This window comes from Micromonospora sp. LOL_023 (assembly GCF_048060115.1).
Lineage (GTDB): Bacteria > Actinomycetota > Actinomycetes > Mycobacteriales > Micromonosporaceae > Micromonospora_E.
Genome location: NZ_JBHMIM010000007.1, coordinates 118,159 through 136,448, shown reverse-complemented (window position 1 = coordinate 136,448; position 18,290 = coordinate 118,159). Strand labels below are relative to the sequence as shown.

The following is an 18,290-nucleotide window of genomic DNA, read 5'->3' as shown; positions in this document are numbered from 1 at the left end:
GTTGAGACATCGATCCCGTGGTCAGTCCGCTGTGGCGCGACGCGCGCCTTCGGGGATCAGACCGGGCGGTGCCGTGCCGCCGACGACCAGCGTCACCGCTCCGTCGACCTGAGCCACTCGCAGCAGGGTGCCGGGTGGGTACTCACCGAGCACCTCGGGCGGCAGCTGTACCGTGCCGTCGCCAGCGACCACCGCGAAGTCCTCACCGTCGCGGCCTTCCGCGCCGACCCGGCCGTCACGGATGGTCACCGCACGGCCGAGCCGGGAACCCACCTGCGCGTCGTGGGTTACCACGACGATGGTGGTGCCGCGCTCGGCGTTGACCGTCTCCAGCGCGTCGAGCACCTCGTCGCGGCCCCGGGTGTCGAGCTGGCTGGTCGGCTCGTCGACCAGCAGCAGACCGGGCGAGGCGGCGACGCCGACGGCGAGTGCCGCCCGTTGCCGGGCGTCCGGGGTGAGCTCGGCGATCCGGGCACCGCCCCGGCCGGGCAGCCCGACCAGGTCGAGGATGCGGTCCGGGTCGTCCAGATCGATGCCGGCGGTGGCGGCCGCCCGCCGCTGCGCCAGCCACACGTTGCGGCGCAGCGTCGCGTACGGCAGCAGGTTGCGGACCGCGCCCTGCAGCACCACACCGATCTGGGTGCCCCGCATCCGGGAGATCTCTCGGTCGGACAGTTTGCCGAGGTCGTAGGTACCGACGCTGACCCGGCCAGCGGACGGGCGCATCAGCCCGGCGAGCAGCGCCACCAGGGTGGACTTTCCGGACCCGGAGGGGCCGACCAGGGCCAGCATCTCTCCAGGGTTGATCGTCAGGTCCACTCCGGAGAGTGCCACCACGTCCCCGGCCTCGCCCCGATAGATCTGCACCACCCGCCGGCAGGTCACCGCTAGTCCAGTCACGGCGTACTGCCTACCATGAATCCCGCTCCCCTGCTGTCCCTGCCAGCGGGGAGCGTACAGCTCAGAAGCGGGCTGGCTCCCGATAGACCCCCCACTGCCCACGGAGCACGTCGCAGATCTCACCCAATGTCGCCTCGGCGCGAACCGCGTCGAGCATCGCCGGCACCATGTTCCCGCCGCCCCGCGCGGCCACGACCATGTCGTCGAGACGGCGGCGCACCAGGTCGGCATCCCGAGCGGCCTTACGCCCAGCGAGCAGCCGGCGCTGCTCGACCTCGACTTCGTGGGAGATCCGCAGAATCTCCAACTCCTTGGCGACCGTCCCGGTGTGACAGTTGACTCCGACGATCCGCTTGCGCCCGTCCTCCAGCGCCCGCTGGTAGACGAACGCGGCCTCGGCGATCTGTCCGGTGAACCAGCCGTCCTCGATGCCGCGCAGGATGCCGGCGGTCATCGGGCCGATCGGGTGCGGGCCGTCGCCGGCGAGTTGCCGAACGCGGGCGAATATCTCCTCCGCTTCGGCTTCGATCCGGTCGGTGAGCGCCTCGACGTACCAGGATCCGCCGAGGGGGTCGGCCACGTTGGCCACCCCGGTCTCGTCCATCAGCACCTGTTGGGTCCGCAGCGCGATCTCCGCGGACTCGTCGGTCGGCAGTGCGAGGGTCTCGTCGAGCGCGTTGGTGTGCAGCGAGTTGGTGCCGCCGAGCACCGCTGCGAGGGCTTCCACGGCAGTGCGTACCACGTTGTTGACCGGCTGCTGCGCGGTCAGCGACACCCCGGCGGTCTGGGTGTGGAAGCGCAGCCACAGGGCGCGTTCGTCGGTGGCTCCGTACACCTCACGCAACCAACGGGCCCAGATCCGGCGGGCGGCCCGGAACTTGGCGATCTCCTCGAAGAAGTCGACGTGCGCGTCGAAGAAGAAGCTCAGACCGGGGGCGAACCGGTTGACGTCCAGACCACGGGAGAGCCCCAACTCGACGTAGCCGAAGCCGTCGGCGAGGGTGTACGCCAACTCCTGTGCGGCGGTCGAGCCGGCCTCCCGGATGTGGTAGCCGGAGACCGACAACGGCTTGTAGCGCGGAATCCGCTGCGCGCAGAACTCCATCAGGTCGCCGATCAGCCGCAGGTGCGGCTCGGGGCCGAACAGCCATTCCTTCTGGGCGATGTACTCCTTGAAGATGTCGGTCTGCAGGGTGCCGTCCAGCGTGGCCAGGTCGGCGCCCTGACGTTCGGCAGCGACCAGATACATGCAGAACACCGGCACCGCCGGCCCGGAAATGGTCATCGAGGTGGTGACCGCCGCCAGGTCGATGCCCTCGAAGAGCATGTCCATGTCGGCGGCGGAGTCGATCGCCACGCCGCAGTGGCCGACCTCGCCGAGCGACTGCGGGTCGTCGGAGTCGCGGCCCATCAGCGTCGGCATGTCGAACGCGACCGAGAGCCCGCCGCCGCCGGCACCGAGGATCATCTTGTAGCGCTCGTTGGTCTGCCGGGCGTTGCCGAAGCCGGCGAACTGCCGGATCGTCCAGGTCCGCCCCCGGTAGCCGGTCGGATACAACCCCCGGGTGTACGGGTACTCCCCCGGCCAGCCGATCCGCTCGAACCCGGGCGCGTCGACGCCGTCCGGTGGACCGTAGAGCGGGTCCACCGGCGCACCGGACAGCGTGGTGAAGTCCGCGTCCCGTTTGGTCGCGGCGTCGTAGCGGGCCTGCCAGCGGGCACGGCCGGCGGCGATCTGTTCGGCGTCCATCGGGGCCTCCTCGTCGTACGGCGACTCCGAGTCTAGAGGCTCACTGAACGATCGCTAAGCCCACGGGATGGGATCGTCGCCGCGAACGTGGGACCGTCGCCCCGAATCGCCGATCGGACATGCCCGACCACCTGCTCCACCGACACCCGGACCGTCTCGCCGGTGGCCCGATCGGTCACCTCGACCACACCATCGGCCAGTGACCGCTTACCGACGGTGACTCGCACCGGGATGCCGACCAACTCGACATCGCGGAACTTCACCCCGGCCCGCTCCGCCCGGTCGTCGATCACCACGTCGATCCGCTCGGCCACCAGCTGCTGGTAGATCCGTTCGCCGGTCTCGGCGACCGGGCCGTCGTCGACCTGGGCCAGCACCACCGCCACCTCGAACGGGGCGACCGCCACCGGCCAGACGATTCCCTTGTCGTCGTGGTGGCTCTCCACCACCGCCGCCATCGCCCGCTCCACACCGATCCCGTAACTACCCATGATCACCGGAACCCGCTTGCCGGCCTGGTCGAGCACTGACGCGTCCAGGGCCTCGCTGTAGCGGTACCCGAGCTTGAAGATGTGCCCGACCTCGATCGCCCGGCGTACCCGCAGCGGCTGGCCGCACCGCACGCACGGCTGGCCGGCGGCGACCGTACGCAGGTCGGCCCACCGACCCACCGCGATGTCCCGGCCGACGTCGACCCCACGCAGGTGGACCCCGTCGACGTTGGCACCGGTGAACATGTCCCGCCGGCCACGCAACGCCTCGTCGGCGATCACCGGCAGCTCGGCCGCCACCCCGACCGCGCCCAGGCTGCCCGGCGACGCGCCCAACGCCGCCCGGATCTCGTCGACGTGCGCCGCCCGCAGCTGTGCCGCCCCGGTGGCGTCGGCCAGCTTCTGCTCGTGCAACGGGTGGTCGCCGCGCAGCAGCACCAGGGTGAGCTGGCCGTCCAGCACGTACACCAGGGTCTTGATCTGCCGGTCGGCCGGTGCCGCGAAACCCACCGCGAGGTCGTCGATCGTGCGTACCCCCGGGGTGTCGAACGGCCGCGGCGCATCGGACCCGGCGGTGTCCGGCTGTTGTGCCTCGGTGGCGTCCGGCGGCGGATCGACCCGCGACGTGGCCTTCTCCAGGTTGGCGGCGTAGCCGCAGCCGGGACAGTCCACCACCTCGTCCTCGCCGGTCGGCGCCGGACACATGAACTCCACCGACGCCGACCCGCCCATCGCGCCGCTGGACGCCTGCACCGCGATCGCCGGGATGCCCAACCGGGCGAAGATCCGCTGGTACGCGTCGTGATGCAGGTCGAAGGAGCGGTCCAGCCCGTCGGCGGCCAGATCGAAACTGTACGAGTCCTTCATGGTGAACTCGCGGGTGCGCATCAACCCCGCCTTGGGCGGGGCTCGTCGCGGAACTTCGTCTGGAACTGGTACCACAGCTGCGGCAACTCCCGGTAGGAGTTCAGCTCCTGGGCGAGGGTCGTGAAAATCTCCTCGTGGGTCATGCCCAGGGCGAGGTCGGCGCCTCGGCGGTCGCGCAATCGGAACATCTCCTCGCCCATCGAGTCCCACCGGCCGGTCTTGCGCCAGATCTCCGCCGGATGCAGCGCCGGCAGGGCGAACTCCTGTGCCCCGATCCGCGTCATCTCGTCCCGGATCACCTCGATGACCTTGGCGCGGACCCGCACCGCGAGCGGCAGCAACGAGTAGTGCCCGGCCATCAGTTGCCGGATGAAGCCGGCCCGCAGCAGCAGCCGGTGGCTCGGCGCGTCGGCCTCCGCCGGGTCGTCGCGCAACGTGGGGACATGCAACTGCGACCAGCGCATGATCACCTCTCGATCGTCCGGCCACGCGTTCAGGAACCACACAGCGTCGGCAGGGTTTGAGTCCAGGTAGCGATGGCAACGTAACGCGGCATGGTTGCCGACCCCGACGACACCCCCTCGACCCGACGATTCAGCCGGCGTCGCCTGCTCGGTGTCGGCGGCGGGTTGGTCGCCGCCGGAGCCAGCGGGGCCGCCGGCTTCGGGTTCGGACGCGGCGCGGCGGTGCCCACGGCCGAACCGGCACCCGAGGTCGGACCCGACCACCTACGCAGCTACGCCACCCGACCGGACCTGCGAATCCCGGTCGTCGAGACGACCGTCGACGGCCCGGTGACCGACGGGCTGATCTTCCTGACCCCGGCCGCCGGTGCCGGCGGCCGAGGGCCGCTGATCGTCGACGGCGACGGCGAGCCGGTCTGGTTCCGGCAGGTCGCCGGGCCGGCCGACGTCGCCGTCGACCTGCGGGTGCAGCGGCTCGCCGGCGAGCCGGTGCTGACCTGGTGGGAAGGCTCGATCGTCAGCGGCGTCGGTGGCGGCGAGTTCGTCATCGCCGACAGCACGTACCAGGAGATCACCCGAATCCGCGCCGACGGCGACCTGCCGACCGACCAGCACGACTTCATCCTGACCGAGGACGGTACGGCGCTGTTCTTCGTCTACGAGCTGGTCGCCGCCGACCTGTCCACGGTCGGCGGCATCGCCGACGGTGCGCTCTACGACGGGGTGATCCACGAAGTGGAGGTCGGCACCGGCCGGACCGTGCGCCGCTGGCAGGCCCGCGACCACGTGCCGCTCACCGAGTCGTACGCCGATCCGCCCGCCGACGACCAGGCCCGCACGCCGTACGACTTCTTCCACCCGAACTCGGTCGACGTCGACCACGACGGCCATCTGCTGGTCTCGGCCCGGCACACCTGGACCATCTACAAGATCGACCGCGACAGCGGGGCGGTGCTGTGGCGTCTCGGTGGCAAACGCAGCGACTTCGACCTCGACGAGGATGCCGGCTTCTCCTGGCAGCACGACGCCCGACGGCGCTCCGACGGCACCATCGGGATCTTCGACAACCGGGCGGGCATCAGCGACGAGGCGGAGCAGTCCCGTGGCCTGGTCCTCGCCGTCGACGAGACCGGCCGCACCGCGTCGGTGGTCCGCGAACTGCCGCCGCCGGGCAACCTGCTCGCCCGTACCCAGGGCGGGGTGCAGGAGCTGCCCGGCAACCGTTCGTTCGTCGGCTGGGGTGCCGAGCCGCACTTCTCCGAATACGCCGAGGACGGCACCATGGTGTTCGCCGGTCACCTGCCCGAAGACAACGGCTCCTACCGGGCGTACCGGTTCGACTGGACCGGGCGACCGACCGGCCGGCCCGCCGTCGTCGCCGAGGCCAGCAGCGGCGAGGCGGTCACCGTGCGGGTCAGCTGGAACGGTGCCACCGAAGTCGCGAGCTGGCAGGTACGCGGCGGTGCCCAGCCGAGCGGGTCGACGGTGCTCGGCGAGGCCGACCCGACCGGCTTCGAGACCGCTGTCACCGTGCACGGTCCGGTCGCGTACGTGGTGGTCGACGCGCTCGACGCCGATCGGCGGACCCTGGCGTCGTCGGTCACCGTCCCGGTGCGCCCGGCCGAGGGCACCTGACCGGGCATATGCTCGACGACGTGGACTTGCGGATCTTCACCGAACCCCAGCAGGGCGCGAGCTACCAGCAGCTTCTCGCGGTAGCCCGATGCGCCGAGGACGCCGGCTACGACGCGTTCTTCCGGTCCGATCACTACCTGGTGATGGGCGACGCGGACGGGCTGCCCGGGCCGACCGACGCTTGGACCACCCTGGCCGGGCTGGCCCGCGACACCGGCCGGATCCGGCTGGGCACGCTGATGAGCGCGGCCACCTTCCGGTACCCGGGCCCGCTGGCGATCACCGTGGCGCAGGTGGACGAGATGAGCGGCGGCCGGGTCGAGTTCGGCGTCGGTGCCGGCTGGTTCGAGGCCGAGCACACCGCGTACGGCATTCCGTTCCCGCCGCTGGCCGAACGCTTCGACCGGCTGACTGAGCAACTCGCGATCATCACCGGACTCTGGGAGACCCCGGTCGGCGGCACGTTCGACTACCCGGGCAAGTACTACCAGGTGACCGGTTCGCCTGCGCTGCCGAAGCCGGTGCAGCGGCCGGGACCACCGGTGCTGATCGGCGGCAAGGGACGCAAGCGGACGCCGCAGTTGACCGCCCGCTACGCCGACGAGTTCAACGTCCCGTTCGAGGGCATCGACGAGTCGGCGCGGCTGTTCGGGCAGATCCGCGCGGCCTGCGCGGCGGGTGGCCGCGACCCGGACAGCCTGCGGCTGTCCAACGCGCTGGTCCTCTGCTGCGGTCGCGACGACGCCGAGGTGGCCCGCCGGGCGGCGGTGATCGGTAGGGAGCCCGACGAGCTACGCGCGAACGGCCTGGCCGGTACGCCGGCCGAGGTGGTGGAGAAGATCGGCCGGTACGCCGAGATCGGCGCCCAGCGGATCTACCTGCAGGTGCTGGATCTGGCCGACCTCGACCACCTGGAACTCGTCGCCGCCGAGGTCGCACCACAACTGTGACGCCGGAAGTCTGGCGGCGATGTCAGCGGGAGTTGACGGCGAGAAAGACAGTTCCGCTGGCCAGGTCGAGGTAGACCCGGCCGCTGAAGCGGGCCGTCTGGACCTCCTGCTCGTACTGGTGGCTGTGCCGCCAGTCCGCGCCGGTCGGCACGTACGGTCGCAGGCCGGCGCTCATCGTGGTGTCCCAGTCTGCGCCGGCCGGCCGCCAGTCGTACTTGCCGCGCAGCGCAGGCAGGTCCTCCTGATGGAGTTGCACGACAGCCTGGATCAGTACGTCGGACGGGCCGGGCACGCGCGGGTCACCGCCACCGACGACGGAGCCTTGCCAGTGCACCTGGCTGAACTCGCCCAGCGCCGGAAAGCGATCAGCGATCGGCGGCCGGTCCGTCCTGATCTGGGCTGTGGCCATGAGGTCCTCCTCCGTCACCTGGGCGGCCGGCGGGTCGGACGCCGCATCGGCGCCGCAGCCGGCGATCACGCCCGCCAGCAACGCGGCGGCGGCACAGCGGAAGATCCGACGACTAGCCATCGGCGATCCCATCTACTCTGTCCTCTCCCGGCGCGTTGCGCTGCGGACCACTCGGAGTCGTCACCGTCGCGCCGGGCGCGTCGCCGATCGTCCAGCTGACTGTTCGCTCGACCTCGCCGTACGTACGGAACTGCTGCGCCCAGCCAAGCGTCGAGAACCGTCCGTTCTCGGCGTCCGGTGCGCCAGTGGCGATGTCGGCGGCATCTGCGTTGAAGTTGTACATGTCCTCGGCGTGCACAACGATCCGCATCGTCGCCTGGTCACCGACGACCACCACTTCCGAGGTGCCGTACACGGTGTGATCGCCGATGGCCTTCTGCCAGTTTTCGGTGCTGGCCGGATACTGTCCGCCTATCGATTCCGCTGCGCTGACCGGATCCCCTGCCAGCTGGAAGCTGGTGTCGCCGCTGCGCAGATAGATCTGTTCGGCCGCAAGCTGCGCTGCCGCGATCTCGCCATCGACCACTTGAGCGATCATCGGATCCTCGCGATAGGCTTCTTCATAGTCGATCTCGAAATCGGTGCCAAGGCCGGACATGTAATGCGCGTATGTCGCGGTCGCATCGTCGAGGTCGGGTCGGGCCGCTTGAGCGGCTCGAAGCATCCCGCGCCATTTGTTCCAGCTGGCGTAGTCCGCAGGTGTCGCCGTCGCCGTCGGATCGTAGGGGAAGTCGTCGTCGAACCGCAGCGTCGGCGACTCCGGCGGGCCTCGGTGGTACCGCGATCCCGGCGCGGCCAGCTCCTCCCCGATCACAGCGCCGACTATCTGGGCGCTCACCTCGGAATTCGCCAGGAAGTCGGGAAGCAGCCGGTAGGCGCGCTCAAGCTGGTCGACCGCGTACCGACGCGCAGTCGTCTCGATCCGGGCGGCGTCGTCGTACGCGACAGTGGCCAGGGCCCACAGCCGGTCGGCATCGAGACGGATCCGCTCGATCACGTCCTGATGGCCGATCTCGGCAACGAAATCCAGCGCTCCGGTGACACTGCGCAGGTCGTTCCACTGACGCAGCGGGTCGGACAGGAGCACCACGATCGACTGGGTTGCCGCCACGTCGGCGATCAGCACGCCAAGTGCGTTCTCGGCCGCCACTCCGTCACGAAACCGCACCAACGCCCGGGACTGCGCGTCGGCGTACGCCGTCAGCGCGTCGCCGGCTTTGTCGAAGCCGTCGTGCAACTCCTCGGCGACCCGTATCGCCTCGGTCAGCCGCCGTTCGTACAGCGTGCTCGCGTCGGACCGCCACTCGATCCGACCGGACAGCGACATGAGATCGGGCAGGGCAGCGAGCAGCGCGGCCTTCATCTTGCCGCACTCCTCGCCGACCGCGCCGACGTACCCTGGCCGCATGGCCTCGATGTACTCGACGGCGTCCCGGTACGCCATCACTCACCCCGGCCGTCGATCAGCCGACAGAAAGCGCGACTCGGACAGGAACTGATTCATTTGCGTTGCGGTTGCCGCGTCGGTCTCCTCGTATCCTTGCCCGGCCGAGCCGACCCGAGTCGACAGCGCCGCGAGCAGCGCGATGACGTCCTGATACTGGTCCCGGGCGAACTCGCAGAATCTTCGCATAGCCGCAGCGACCTGCGGGTGACTCACCGGCGCCGCCCAGTCGAGCAGGAAGAGATCGAACTGACTGCCTTGCAGGTCTCTGGACCGGTCGCTGAGCAACACGGCGTGGTCCCGTAGCGCATCCGAGTCGAGCTCGACATCCGGTGGCGTCGCCATCGCACCTCCCTGGCAATTGCTCCCACCATACGATCGACTGCTTTCCTGGACAATGTCGATCAACCCCCGGTGACAGATGCGCGACAATGCCGAGGAAGAACGATCTTGATATGGCGGTTGTCGATGTTACTACCAAAGGCCGAGCACCGTCGGAACATATCGACCCCCACGGAGCCCAGGCCCACCCGGCAGGGCTCTGACATGAAAATTCCAGGACGCCGCCGCAGTGGTGCGCGCCATGCACGAACTCGCCGCCCGGACCGGCGTACCGGCACTCACCGACACCCGGGTGGCCCGGATGCGCGCCGCCAACCGCCGATTCGCCGCCGCCTGCGCGGCCGACGACCTCGACACCGCGCTGGTCGCCGACGACGAACTGCACGACGTGCTGGTCGATGCCAGCGGCAACCGGGCCGCCGCCACGACCATCGCCCGCTACCCGCCCCTGATCCGTCGGCTGGAACGCCGCCAGTTCAGTCCCGCCGGTGCCCGCCGCACGGTGGAGCTGCACGAACAGCTGATCGACGCCTGCGCCGCACGGGACGCCGAGGGGGCGACCCGGATCACCGCCCGGATCTGGCAGTCGCTGGTGGAACTCGCCGCCGACCCGTCCCTCAGCTGACCTGACCCCGCCGAGACACCGGGAGACCAGACATGTCGATCGCCTCGTTCGAGCTCGCCGCCTCGGCGGCCTCGGCTTCGCCAACTGGGCGTACGAGGTCGCCGAACAGGAACGGCGCCCGGCCGATGTCGAGCTGGACGAGCGTTACCACGCCGGGGTGTACGGCGTACCGGACGACGCCACCCTGGACGCGATGCGGCTGGCCGCCCGGACCGAAGGCATGATCACCGACCCGGTGTACGAGGGCAAGTCGATGGCCGGGCTGATCGATCTGGTCGCCGGGGCGAGATCGGCCGTGACGCCTCGGTGCTCTACGCGCACCTCGGCGGTCAGCCGGCGCTCAACGGTTACAGTGCGTTGTTCTCCTGATCCGGCTCGGACCAGCGGCGGGTCAACTCGGCCCGGCCGTCGAGCAGATGCAGCTCGGCGTCGCAGGCGGCGGCGGCTTCCGGGTCGTGGGTGGCGAACACGACGGTCGCGCCCCGGTCCGCCTCGGCCCGTAGCAGTTCGAGGACCAGCTGACGGTTGGCCGCGTCCAATTCGCTGGTCACCTCGTCGGCGAGCAACACGTCGCCGCCCAGCGCGAGCGCCCGGGCCAGGGCGGTGCGCTGCTGCTGGCCACCGGACAGTTCCTCGACGAGCTGATCGGTCTGCCCGGCGAGCCCGAGGCGCTCCAGCGCGGCCGCACCGCTGCGTCGCGCCTCGACCGGGCTCAACCCGGACGCGATCAGCGTCACCTGCAGATTCTCCCCGGCGGTCAGCACCGCGGCGAGCCCGTTGTCCTGCGGCACCAGCACCACCTTGCGGGTGACGGCGTGGTCCCGGTCGCGCAGTGGCTCACCGCCGAGCAGGACCGTGCCGGAGACCGGCCGCAGCACGCCGGCCATCGCCGAGAGCAGGGTGGTCTTGCCGGCGCCGGATGGTCCGGTGACCGCCAACAGCCGCCCGGGTGGCACGGTCAGGGTGACGTCGCGCAACACCGGATCCGTGGTGCCGTAGCCGAGGGTGGCCGCGTCGAGTTGGATGGTCGTGTGGTCGACGGTGGTCTGCACGTGCCGACCCTAACGAACCAGACGCCGGTTCGGTGCCCCCAGCGAGCCGCCCGATCATTCCAGGCGGGCCCGGCACGCTCGATGGCGCGGTCAGCCCGATGGTGGGGTCAGCCCGATGGCACGGTCAGCTCGTCGAGCAGAAGGTCGGCGGCGGTGTACGGGTCGAGCCGGCCAGCAAGCACCTCGGCGGCGAGCTCGGTCAACCGCGTACCGCCGCGTAACGTGCTGATCCGGCCCCGCAGCCGGCCCAGCGCGATCGCCTCGACCTCGGCGGCGGCCCGCCGCGCCCGCCGGGCGGCCAGCTCACCGTGGCCAGCCAGCCACTCGAGGTGCCGGCCGAGCTCGCCGACGAGCTCGTCGATGCCGTCGCCCTGGGCGGCGACCGTACGCAGTACCGGCGGGCGCCAGCCGCCGGGTCCCGTCGCGGCCAGCGCGATCATGCCTTTGAGGTCCCGTACGGTCGCGTCGGCCCCGTCGCGGTCGGCCTTGTTGACCACGAAGACGTCGGCGATCTCCAGGATGCCGGCCTTGACCGCCTGGATCGCGTCGCCCATGCCCGGGGCGAGCAGCACCACCGTGCTGTCGGCCAACCCGGCCACCGCTACCTCGGCCTGACCGACCCCGACGGTTTCGATCAGCACCACGTCGCACCCGACGCCGTCGAGGACGCGCACCGCCGCCGGTGTCGCCGCGGAGAGGCCACCGAGATGGCCCCGGCTGGACATCGACCGGATGTAGACACCCGGATCGGTGGCGTGTTCCTGCATCCGTACCCGGTCGCCGAGGATCGCCCCACCGGTGAACGGGCTGGACGGGTCGACGGCGAGTACGCCGACCCGCTGGCCACGCCCGCGCAGCACCCGGACCAGCTCGCTGGTGGTGGTCGACTTGCCCACGCCGGGTGCCCCGGTCAGTCCGACCACCTGGGCGTTTCCGGTGTACGGGGCCAGCTCGGCGGCGACCAGCGGAAGTTGTGCGGTGCCCGACTCCACCAGGGTGATCAGCCGGGCGACCGATCGCGCGTCACCGTCGCGCGCCTGCCGGACGAGTGCGGGAACGTCGCGGGTACCGGCCCTGGTCACTGGCCTGCGGGCACCCGCAGGATCAGGGCGTCGCCCTGACCGCCGCCACCGCAGAGCGCGGCGGCACCGGTGCCGCCGCCCCGGCGCCGCAGTTCCAGCGCGAGGGTCAGTGCGAGGCGCGCGCCGGACATTCCGATCGGGTGACCGAGTGCGATCGCCCCGCCGTTGACGTTGACGATGTCGGCGCCGACCCCGAGGTCGCGCGTCGACTGGACGCCCACTGCGGCGAACGCCTCGTTGATCTCGATCAGGTCGAGGTCGGCGACGGTCATCCCCGCTTTGCCCAGCGCGTGCCGGATCGCGTTGGACGGCTGTGAGTGCAGTGAGTTGTCCGGGCCCGCGACGTTGCCGTGCGCGCCGATCTCGGCGATCCAGCCGACACCGAGCGCCTCGGCGCGGGCCTTGCTCATCACCACGACGGCGCAGGCACCGTCGGAGATCGGCGAGGAACTGCCGGCGGTGATGGTGCCGTCGGGGGTGAACGCCGGGCGCAGCCGGGCCAGTGACTCGACCGTGGTGTCCGGCCGGATGCCCTCGTCGGTGGTCAGATGCACCGGGTCGCCCTTGCGCTGGGGCACCTCCACCGGGGTGATTTCCTCGGCGAAGACGCCGTTCTTCTGGGCGACGGCGGCTCGCTGGTGGCTGGCGGCGGCGAACGCGTCCTGCTCCGCGCGGCTGATGCCGTGCCTGGTGCCGTGCCGCTCGGTCGACTCGCCCATCGCACAGCAGTCGAACGCGTCGGTGAGACCGTCGAGGGCCAGGTGGTCGGCGATCACGACGTCGCCGTACTTGTAGCCGGCCCGCTGGCCGCGCAGCAGGTGCGGGGCGTTGGTCATGGACTCCATGCCGCCGGCGACCACGACGTCGAACTCACCGGCCCGGATCAGCTGGTCGGCCAGCGCGATCGCGTCGAGCCCGGACAGGCAGACCTTGTTGATGTTGAGCGCCGGTACGCTCATCGGGATGCCGGCGCCGACGGCGGCCTGCCGGGCGGGCATCTGCCCGGTGCCGGCCTGCAGCACCTGGCCCATGATCACGTACTGCACCTGGTCGGGTTCGACACCGCCGCGACCCAGCGCTGCGGAGATGGCGACCGAGCCCAGGGTCGTCGCCGGGAAGTCCTTGAGGTTGCCGAGTAACCGGCCCATCGGGGTTCGCGCGCCGCTGACGATCACCGAGGTCATGGGGTTCCGCCTCCACACAGTGGGAAAAGGCCGGGATGCCGGCGACAGCTTAACGATGGTTCGGCCAGACTAACCCGATGACGGAAGATGCTCCCGCCGAGGTCGCTGCGGACTACGTCACAGACATCGGGCTGCTCAAGATCGACCACGTCGGTATAGCAGTCGCGGATCTGGACACCGCCGTCGACTTCTACACCCGCACGTTCGGCATGCGCTGCGTGCACACCGAGGTCAACCACGCCCAAGGGGTACGCGAGGCGATGCTGTCCGTCGGGCCGTCACCCGACGGCGGCCAGGTTCAGTTGCTCGCCCCGTTGTCCCCGGAATCGACGATCGCCCGGTTCCTGGACCGCAACGGCCCCGGCATCCAGCAGTTGGCCTACACGGTGCTGGACATCGACGCCGCGTGCGCCGCGCTGCGTGAGCGTGGCCTGAGGTTGCTCTACGACGCACCTCGGCCTGGCACCGCAGGTTCCCGGATCAACTTCGTGCATCCCAAGGATGCCGGCGGGATCCTGGTGGAGTTGGTGCAGCCGGCCGGCACGCCGGTCGAGCGGGGATGATCGGTTCGCCGACGTTGCCGCCGGTCGTTCCTACCGGCGTGGCACGACAACCGCGCCGGCGAATATCGATAGTGACCGCGTGACGGCACATCCACCACCGGGAAAACTCCGCTAAGTATCCGCGTGCTTACAATTCGTATGCGGATCGCTGGTTGGTCGGAAAAGATGACCATGTCGGCTATCGTGGCGACGGGCAGTCCGCTCTTGCGAAGCCCCCTGGTGTGTCTGCCACTATGTCCCAATGCCCCAGCAGCCCTCCTCCCTTGCGTTCTTCGATAACGCCAGCGCTCCGCACGACTTCACCGTCGTGCTTCGTGGCTACGACCGCAACCAGGTGGATGACCACCTGCAGCGGCTGGTAGCCGCCCTCACTCAGTCGGAGCAGGTCCGGGCTGAGGCCGAGCAGCGAATGAACGACGCACAGCGCCGGCTCCGCCAGGCCGAGCAGCGGCTCAACTCGCTCGAGCAGAAGCTCACCGACACCAACAAGCAGCTCGAGGAGAACAACCGACCCACCCTCTCCGGTCTGGGCACCCGGGTGGAGCAGATTCTCCGGCTCGCCGAGGAGCAGGCCAACGATCACCGCGGCGAGGCCAAACGGGAGTCCGAGGGCATCCTGTCCGCGGCCCGGCTGGAGGCCCGCGAGATCACCGACAAGGCGCGAGCCGAAGCGGCGGCGATGAAGGCCGGTGCCGAGCGCGAAGCGGGCAGCGTGCGCACCGCGGCCGAACGGGAGGCGGCCGAGGTCCGGGTGCAGGCCCGGCGCGAGGCGGACACGCTGCGGGCCGACGCGGAACGGGAGACCAAGCAGCTGCGCGCGGTGACCGCTCATGAGGTCGCCGAGCTGAAGTCGACCGTGGAGCGTGAGGTGGCGACGCTGCGGGCCACCGCCGAACGGGAGATCACTCAGCTGCGGGCCAAGGCCGCCCGCGAGGCCGAGGAGAAGCGCGCCGAGGCGACCAAGCTGCTGACCGACGCGCGGGACAAGCGCGACAAGGACCTGCAGGCGCTGGAGCTGCAGTTGGCCGAGCGTCGGGAGAAGGCCGAACGCGAGGAGTCCGAGCGGCACGCCGCCCAGGTGGCGCAGACCCAGCGGCTCGTCGCCGAGGCCGAAGGACGCGCCCGGGCAGCCGAGGAGCGCGCCAAGGAGATCGAGCAGCGGGCCGAGGCCCGCCGGATCGAGTCCGAGCGCAGCGCGCAGGAGACCGTCGACAAGGCCAAGGCCCTGGCCGACAAGACCCTCAACGAGGCTCGGGCCGAGGCGAATCGGCAGCTCACCGAGGCCCGGACCGAGGCCGAGCTAACCACGCAGGCCGCCCGCCGCGAGGTGGAGGACCTGACCCGGCAGAAGGACGCCGTCACCTCGCAGCTGGGTCAGATGCTGTCCGGCCTGGCCGGGATCGTCCCCGGCTCGCCGCCGGCGGACGCCAAGGCGGAGTCCGGCGAGGGCTCCGATCGGGCGAACACCAAAGCGTCGGGTTGAGCCGCCACAGATAACGACAAGCCCGTCGAAGGGCCGCGGTGGGACACCGGCGCGGCCCTTCGACGTATGCGACAGTCGTATCCGAGGACCGTCAGTGGCACACGAGCGGCACTGACGACACACCGACAGCTACTGACCGCATCCGATCCGTCGTTTCCGCATACCCGCGTTACGAATCGTTCACACCTGGCAATCCATCCGAAGTGACGCGCGTCCTGTCAGGAGCGTGGGTATCGCCGCGGAACGGGGCGCTGCGTGTGAGGATGGAGCCATGGCGCAAGGCGAAGAACTCTTCACCCTCGACGGGGACTCCACGTCCGGGCCCAACTTTGAGCTGGCCATGCGGGGGTACGACCGACGCCAGGTCAACCGGTACATCGCCCGCACCGAAACCGAGCTGGCCACCCTCAACGAGGAGCGCGAGCAGGCGTACGTTCAGTTGCACACCATGGCCGCGCAGATCGAGCAGCTGCAGGCGGACCTGACCGAGGCCCGCAGGGAGACCAGCTTCATCGGTCAGGTGTCGTTCCGGCATCTGGGACCCCGGGTCGAACAGATTCTCGCCCTCGCCGAAGATCAGGCCACCGAGATCCGGTTCCATGCCGCAGAGGAGATCAACACCCGTCGGGCAGAGGCCGAGCAGGTGCTGGCCGACGCCCGGCAGCAGGCCGACACCGCGATCCGCGACTTCGAACTGGCGCTGGCCGCCCGCCGCGCCGAGGAGGACAAGGCGAACGCCGCCCGCCGCGCCGAGGCGGAGGCGATGGTGGCCACCGCCCGCGACGACGCGGAGAACCTGCGGGTCGCCGCCGAAGCGGCATTGGTCGCCGCCCGGGAGGAGGCCGACCAGCTACTCGCCGCCGCCCAACAACAGGCCGACGACGTGATCCACGCGGCGCAGCGCGAAGCCGACCGCACCGTCAAGGCTGCTCAGCGGGAGGCCCGCGACATCGTGACCACCGCGCAGGAGCAGGCCACCCTCACCGTGGACACGGCGCAGGAGACCGCCACGCGGACCGTGGCCGAGGCCAACGCCACCGCCGAGCGTCTGGTCACCCAGACCCGGATGGAGACCAGCCGGATGGTCACCACCGCGCAGGAGGAGGCCACGAACCTGCGCGAAGCGGCCGAGGCCGCCGTCGCCGCGGCGCGATCAGACGCCGAACGCATCCGCGCGGAAGGTGAGGCAGCCGCCGAGGCGGCCCGGCGGGAAGCCGCCCAGGCGGTGGAGCAGGCCACCGAGTACGTCGCCCGCACCCACGCCGAGACCGAGGCGTTCGTCACCCAGACCCGATCCGAGCTGGACCAGGAGGTCACCGCCCGCCGCGACCAGGTCGAGCGGGAGACGGCCGCACTGCGTGACGAGGCGCAGCGCGAGGTCGACCAGCGGCGCGCCACGATGGAGCAGGACATCGCCGAGCTGCGCACCGTGGCCGAGCAGGAGGTGGAGCAGTGGCGCAGCAGCGCCCAGGAGATCATCGCCAACCAGCGCGGTGAGGCCGAGGAGTACGCCACGCACGTGCGGGCCCGGGCCGAGGAACAGGCGGTCACCATCCGCCAGCAGGCCGAGGAGTACTCGTTGAGCACCCGGGGCGCTGCCGACGAGCACGCCGCGAGCATCCGCCGGCTCTCCGAGGAGCACGCGGCGATCGCCCAACGCCAGCTGGCCAGCAGCCAGCAGCAGGTCGCCTCCGCCCAGCGTGAGGTGGTCGCCGCCGGCCAGCAACTCACCGAGGTACTGCAGGAGGTCGCCGAGGCCCAGCAGGCGCTCGCCGACCTGCGCCACCAGATGGTGCTCACCCGACAGGAGTCCGACGAGTCGCAGCGCACCCTGAACGCGGTCCGCGCCGAGCTGGGGGCCGAACAGCAGCGCCTCGCCGGGATGCGTGACTCGGCACCGGCCACCGCCCCGGCCGAACCGGTGGCCGACGCGCAACCGCGAACCACCCCGGAGCCGGCCGCCGACGAGGACGTGACGCCCGAGGACGCGTTGCCGGTCGACGCGGTACCGGCCGAGGCGGTGTCGGTCGAGCAGACCGCTGAGAAGGTCACGGCGGGTGCCGGCGACCGGGAACGCCGCACCCACGCCCAACCCTGACCCGGCCGGCTGCCCGCCCGGCCGGGCGGGCAGCGGATCCGGCTGGCTCAGGCACCGCCTACGCGGTCACTCTTCGGTGAGCGACCCGTCGCGTTCGACGTAGCGCTGCCCGGTCCGGGGGCAGAGGTAGCTGCCGGCTGCGTCGGTGTCCGGTGCCTCGACCAGCGGTACGCCGGCCCGCCCGACCCAGCCGACCCGCCGCGCCGGCACTCCGACGACCAGCGCGAAGTCCGGCACGTCCCGGGTGACCACGGCACCGGCGGCGACCGTGGCCCAGCGGCCGATCCGCACCGGGGCGATGCAGACCGCCCGGGCACCGACCGACGCGCCGGTGCCGATGGTGACACCGACCGCGGTCCAGTCGTCGCCGGTCTTGAGCCGCCCGTCCGGGGTCACCGCCCGCGGATACTCGTCGTTGGTCAGCACCGCCGCCGGGCCGACGAACACCCCGTCGCCCAGTTGCGCCGGCTCGTAGACCAGGGCGTGGTTCTGCAGCTTGACGTTGTCGCCGAGCCGCACCCCCGGCCCGACGTACGCGCCCCGGCCGATGACGCAGTCGCGCCCGACGGCCGCCTCCTCGCGGATCTGGGCGAGGTGCCATACCCGGGTGCCCGCACCGATGGTGGCCGCGTCGGAGACGTCGGCGGAGCCTGCGACGGTGACGTCCGGATGTGATGACGTTGCGGTCAACGGAATATCCTCCCTGGTCACCGGCCCGGACCACCGGCGGTTCGGCACGGTGGCCGGCGATGCCCGCACACTCTAGGGGGTCGGCGGCGCAGCCGATGTCGGGAACCCGACCCTCCGGCCCACAAGAGCCGACTCTCCGGTCGGGCATTGGCCGACAGGAGGCCACAAGGCGACGAAGGTACCTCGTGACCTCGCGGTTGT

Annotated in this window: 18 protein-coding genes; 6 read left to right on the top strand and 12 right to left on the bottom strand. The window is 70.8% G+C overall.

Annotated elements, in window-relative coordinates:
- Positions 1–21: 21 nt before the first annotated feature.
- The 4 genes from ACFHVL_RS06145 to ACFHVL_RS06130 form a co-directional block, all read right to left on the bottom strand.
- The gene (locus ACFHVL_RS06145; protein ID WP_416626091.1) at positions 22–900 is read right to left on the bottom strand and encodes an ABC transporter ATP-binding protein; all 879 of its coding nucleotides are present in this window, start codon (positions 898–900) and stop codon (positions 22–24) included.
- Between the two features lie 61 nt (positions 901–961).
- Entirely contained in the window at positions 962–2,650 is a 1,689-nt protein-coding gene (locus ACFHVL_RS06140) for an acyl-CoA mutase large subunit family protein (RefSeq protein ID WP_416626090.1), read from the bottom strand.
- 32 nt (positions 2,651–2,682) lie between these two features.
- A complete protein-coding gene (gene proS / locus ACFHVL_RS06135; protein WP_416626089.1) occupies positions 2,683–4,029 on the bottom strand; it encodes a proline--tRNA ligase in 1,347 nt (448 codons plus the stop codon).
- A complete protein-coding gene (locus ACFHVL_RS06130; RefSeq protein ID WP_416626088.1) occupies positions 4,029–4,478 on the bottom strand; it encodes a hypothetical protein in 450 nt (149 codons plus the stop codon). Before ACFHVL_RS06130 ends, proS begins: the two co-directional genes overlap by 1 nt.
- A gap of 84 nt (positions 4,479–4,562) precedes the next feature.
- Here ACFHVL_RS06130 and ACFHVL_RS06125 point away from each other — a divergent pair, with 84 nt between their 5' ends.
- Both ACFHVL_RS06125 and ACFHVL_RS06120 read left to right on the top strand, forming a co-directional pair.
- Positions 4,563–6,107 carry an arylsulfotransferase family protein gene (locus tag ACFHVL_RS06125; protein WP_416626087.1) on the top strand — a complete coding sequence of 515 codons (1,545 nt, stop codon included), beginning with the start codon at positions 4,563–4,565 and terminating at the stop codon, positions 6,105–6,107.
- A gap of 20 nt (positions 6,108–6,127) precedes the next feature.
- Positions 6,128–7,057: an LLM class F420-dependent oxidoreductase gene (locus ACFHVL_RS06120; protein ID WP_416626086.1), complete on the top strand. Its 930-nt coding sequence runs from the start codon at positions 6,128–6,130 to the stop codon at positions 7,055–7,057.
- A 22-nt stretch (positions 7,058–7,079) separates the two neighbouring features.
- Here ACFHVL_RS06120 and ACFHVL_RS06115 read toward each other — a convergent pair whose 3' ends face one another.
- The 3 genes from ACFHVL_RS06115 to ACFHVL_RS06105 form a co-directional block, all read right to left on the bottom strand.
- The gene (locus ACFHVL_RS06115; RefSeq protein WP_416626085.1) at positions 7,080–7,586 is read right to left on the bottom strand and encodes a hypothetical protein; all 507 of its coding nucleotides are present in this window, start codon (positions 7,584–7,586) and stop codon (positions 7,080–7,082) included.
- On the bottom strand, positions 7,579–8,763 hold the full coding sequence (locus tag ACFHVL_RS06110; protein ID WP_416626084.1) for a hypothetical protein: 1,185 nt from the start codon (positions 8,761–8,763) through the stop codon (positions 7,579–7,581). The genes ACFHVL_RS06115 and ACFHVL_RS06110 overlap by 8 nt, the downstream gene beginning before the upstream one ends.
- 210 nt (positions 8,764–8,973) lie before the next feature.
- Positions 8,974–9,315 (bottom strand): hypothetical protein, encoded by a 342-nt coding sequence (locus ACFHVL_RS06105; RefSeq protein ID WP_416626083.1) that lies wholly within the window; start codon positions 9,313–9,315, stop codon positions 8,974–8,976.
- Between the two features lie 238 nt (positions 9,316–9,553).
- On the opposite strand from ACFHVL_RS06105, the gene ACFHVL_RS06100 reads away from it, so the two are divergent.
- Positions 9,554–9,937, top strand: coding sequence for an FCD domain-containing protein (locus ACFHVL_RS06100; protein WP_416626108.1), 384 nt, complete (start codon positions 9,554–9,556; stop codon positions 9,935–9,937).
- Here the strand turns inward: ACFHVL_RS06100 and ACFHVL_RS06095 are convergent.
- The 4 genes from ACFHVL_RS06095 to ACFHVL_RS06080 form a co-directional block, all read right to left on the bottom strand.
- Positions 9,930–10,088, bottom strand: coding sequence for a hypothetical protein (locus tag ACFHVL_RS06095; protein WP_416626082.1), 159 nt, complete (start codon positions 10,086–10,088; stop codon positions 9,930–9,932). The genes ACFHVL_RS06100 and ACFHVL_RS06095 overlap by 8 nt on opposite strands.
- Before the next feature lie 196 nt (positions 10,089–10,284).
- Positions 10,285–10,989, bottom strand: coding sequence for an ABC transporter ATP-binding protein (locus ACFHVL_RS06090; protein ID WP_416626081.1), 705 nt, complete (start codon positions 10,987–10,989; stop codon positions 10,285–10,287).
- Between the two features lie 107 nt (positions 10,990–11,096).
- Positions 11,097–12,071 carry a methylmalonyl Co-A mutase-associated GTPase MeaB gene (gene meaB / locus ACFHVL_RS06085; protein ID WP_416626080.1) on the bottom strand — a complete coding sequence of 325 codons (975 nt, stop codon included), beginning with the start codon at positions 12,069–12,071 and terminating at the stop codon, positions 11,097–11,099.
- A complete protein-coding gene (locus tag ACFHVL_RS06080) occupies positions 12,068–13,255 on the bottom strand; it encodes an acetyl-CoA C-acetyltransferase (RefSeq protein WP_416626079.1) in 1,188 nt (395 codons plus the stop codon). Before ACFHVL_RS06080 ends, meaB begins: the two co-directional genes overlap by 4 nt.
- A 77-nt stretch (positions 13,256–13,332) precedes the next feature.
- On the opposite strand from ACFHVL_RS06080, the gene mce reads away from it, so the two are divergent.
- The 3 genes from mce (at position 13,333) to ACFHVL_RS06065 (ending at position 17,399) form a co-directional block, all read left to right on the top strand.
- The gene (mce, locus tag ACFHVL_RS06075) at positions 13,333–13,818 is read left to right on the top strand and encodes a methylmalonyl-CoA epimerase (RefSeq protein WP_416626078.1); all 486 of its coding nucleotides are present in this window, start codon (positions 13,333–13,335) and stop codon (positions 13,816–13,818) included.
- Positions 13,819–14,059: 241 nt separating this feature from the next.
- The gene (locus ACFHVL_RS06070; RefSeq protein ID WP_416626077.1) at positions 14,060–15,301 is read left to right on the top strand and encodes a DivIVA domain-containing protein; all 1,242 of its coding nucleotides are present in this window, start codon (positions 14,060–14,062) and stop codon (positions 15,299–15,301) included.
- Positions 15,302–15,572: 271 nt separating this feature from the next.
- Positions 15,573–17,399, top strand: a complete 1,827-nt coding sequence (locus ACFHVL_RS06065) for a hypothetical protein (RefSeq protein WP_416626076.1) — start codon at positions 15,573–15,575, stop codon at positions 17,397–17,399.
- Positions 17,400–17,465: 66 nt separating this feature from the next.
- On the opposite strand, the gene ACFHVL_RS06060 is transcribed toward ACFHVL_RS06065, so the two are convergent.
- A complete protein-coding gene (locus ACFHVL_RS06060; protein ID WP_416626075.1) occupies positions 17,466–18,089 on the bottom strand; it encodes an acyltransferase in 624 nt (207 codons plus the stop codon).
- Positions 18,090–18,290 lie beyond the last annotated feature (201 nt).

What these genes read in the sequence shown, in the direction of transcription:
- ACFHVL_RS06140 (WP_416626090.1), bottom strand. Translation starts at nt 2,650, where the DNA reads ATGGACGCCGAACAGATCGCCGCCGGCCGTGCCCGCTGGCAGGCCCGC.
- proS (WP_416626089.1), bottom strand. Translation starts at nt 4,029, where the DNA reads ATGCGCACCCGCGAGTTCACCATGAAGGACTCGTACAGTTTCGATCTG.
- ACFHVL_RS06125 (WP_416626087.1), top strand. Translation starts at nt 4,563, where the DNA reads ATGGTTGCCGACCCCGACGACACCCCCTCGACCCGACGATTCAGCCGG.
- ACFHVL_RS06115 (WP_416626085.1), bottom strand. Translation starts at nt 7,586, where the DNA reads ATGGCTAGTCGTCGGATCTTCCGCTGTGCCGCCGCCGCGTTGCTGGCG.
- ACFHVL_RS06105 (WP_416626083.1), bottom strand. Translation starts at nt 9,315, where the DNA reads ATGGCGACGCCACCGGATGTCGAGCTCGACTCGGATGCGCTACGGGAC.
- ACFHVL_RS06100 (WP_416626108.1), top strand. Translation starts at nt 9,554, where the DNA reads ATGCACGAACTCGCCGCCCGGACCGGCGTACCGGCACTCACCGACACC.
- ACFHVL_RS06080 (WP_416626079.1), bottom strand. Translation starts at nt 13,255, where the DNA reads ATGACCTCGGTGATCGTCAGCGGCGCGCGAACCCCGATGGGCCGGTTA.
- mce (WP_416626078.1), top strand. Translation starts at nt 13,333, where the DNA reads ATGACGGAAGATGCTCCCGCCGAGGTCGCTGCGGACTACGTCACAGAC.
- ACFHVL_RS06070 (WP_416626077.1), top strand. Translation starts at nt 14,060, where the DNA reads ATGCCCCAGCAGCCCTCCTCCCTTGCGTTCTTCGATAACGCCAGCGCT.
- ACFHVL_RS06065 (WP_416626076.1), top strand. Translation starts at nt 15,573, where the DNA reads ATGGCGCAAGGCGAAGAACTCTTCACCCTCGACGGGGACTCCACGTCC.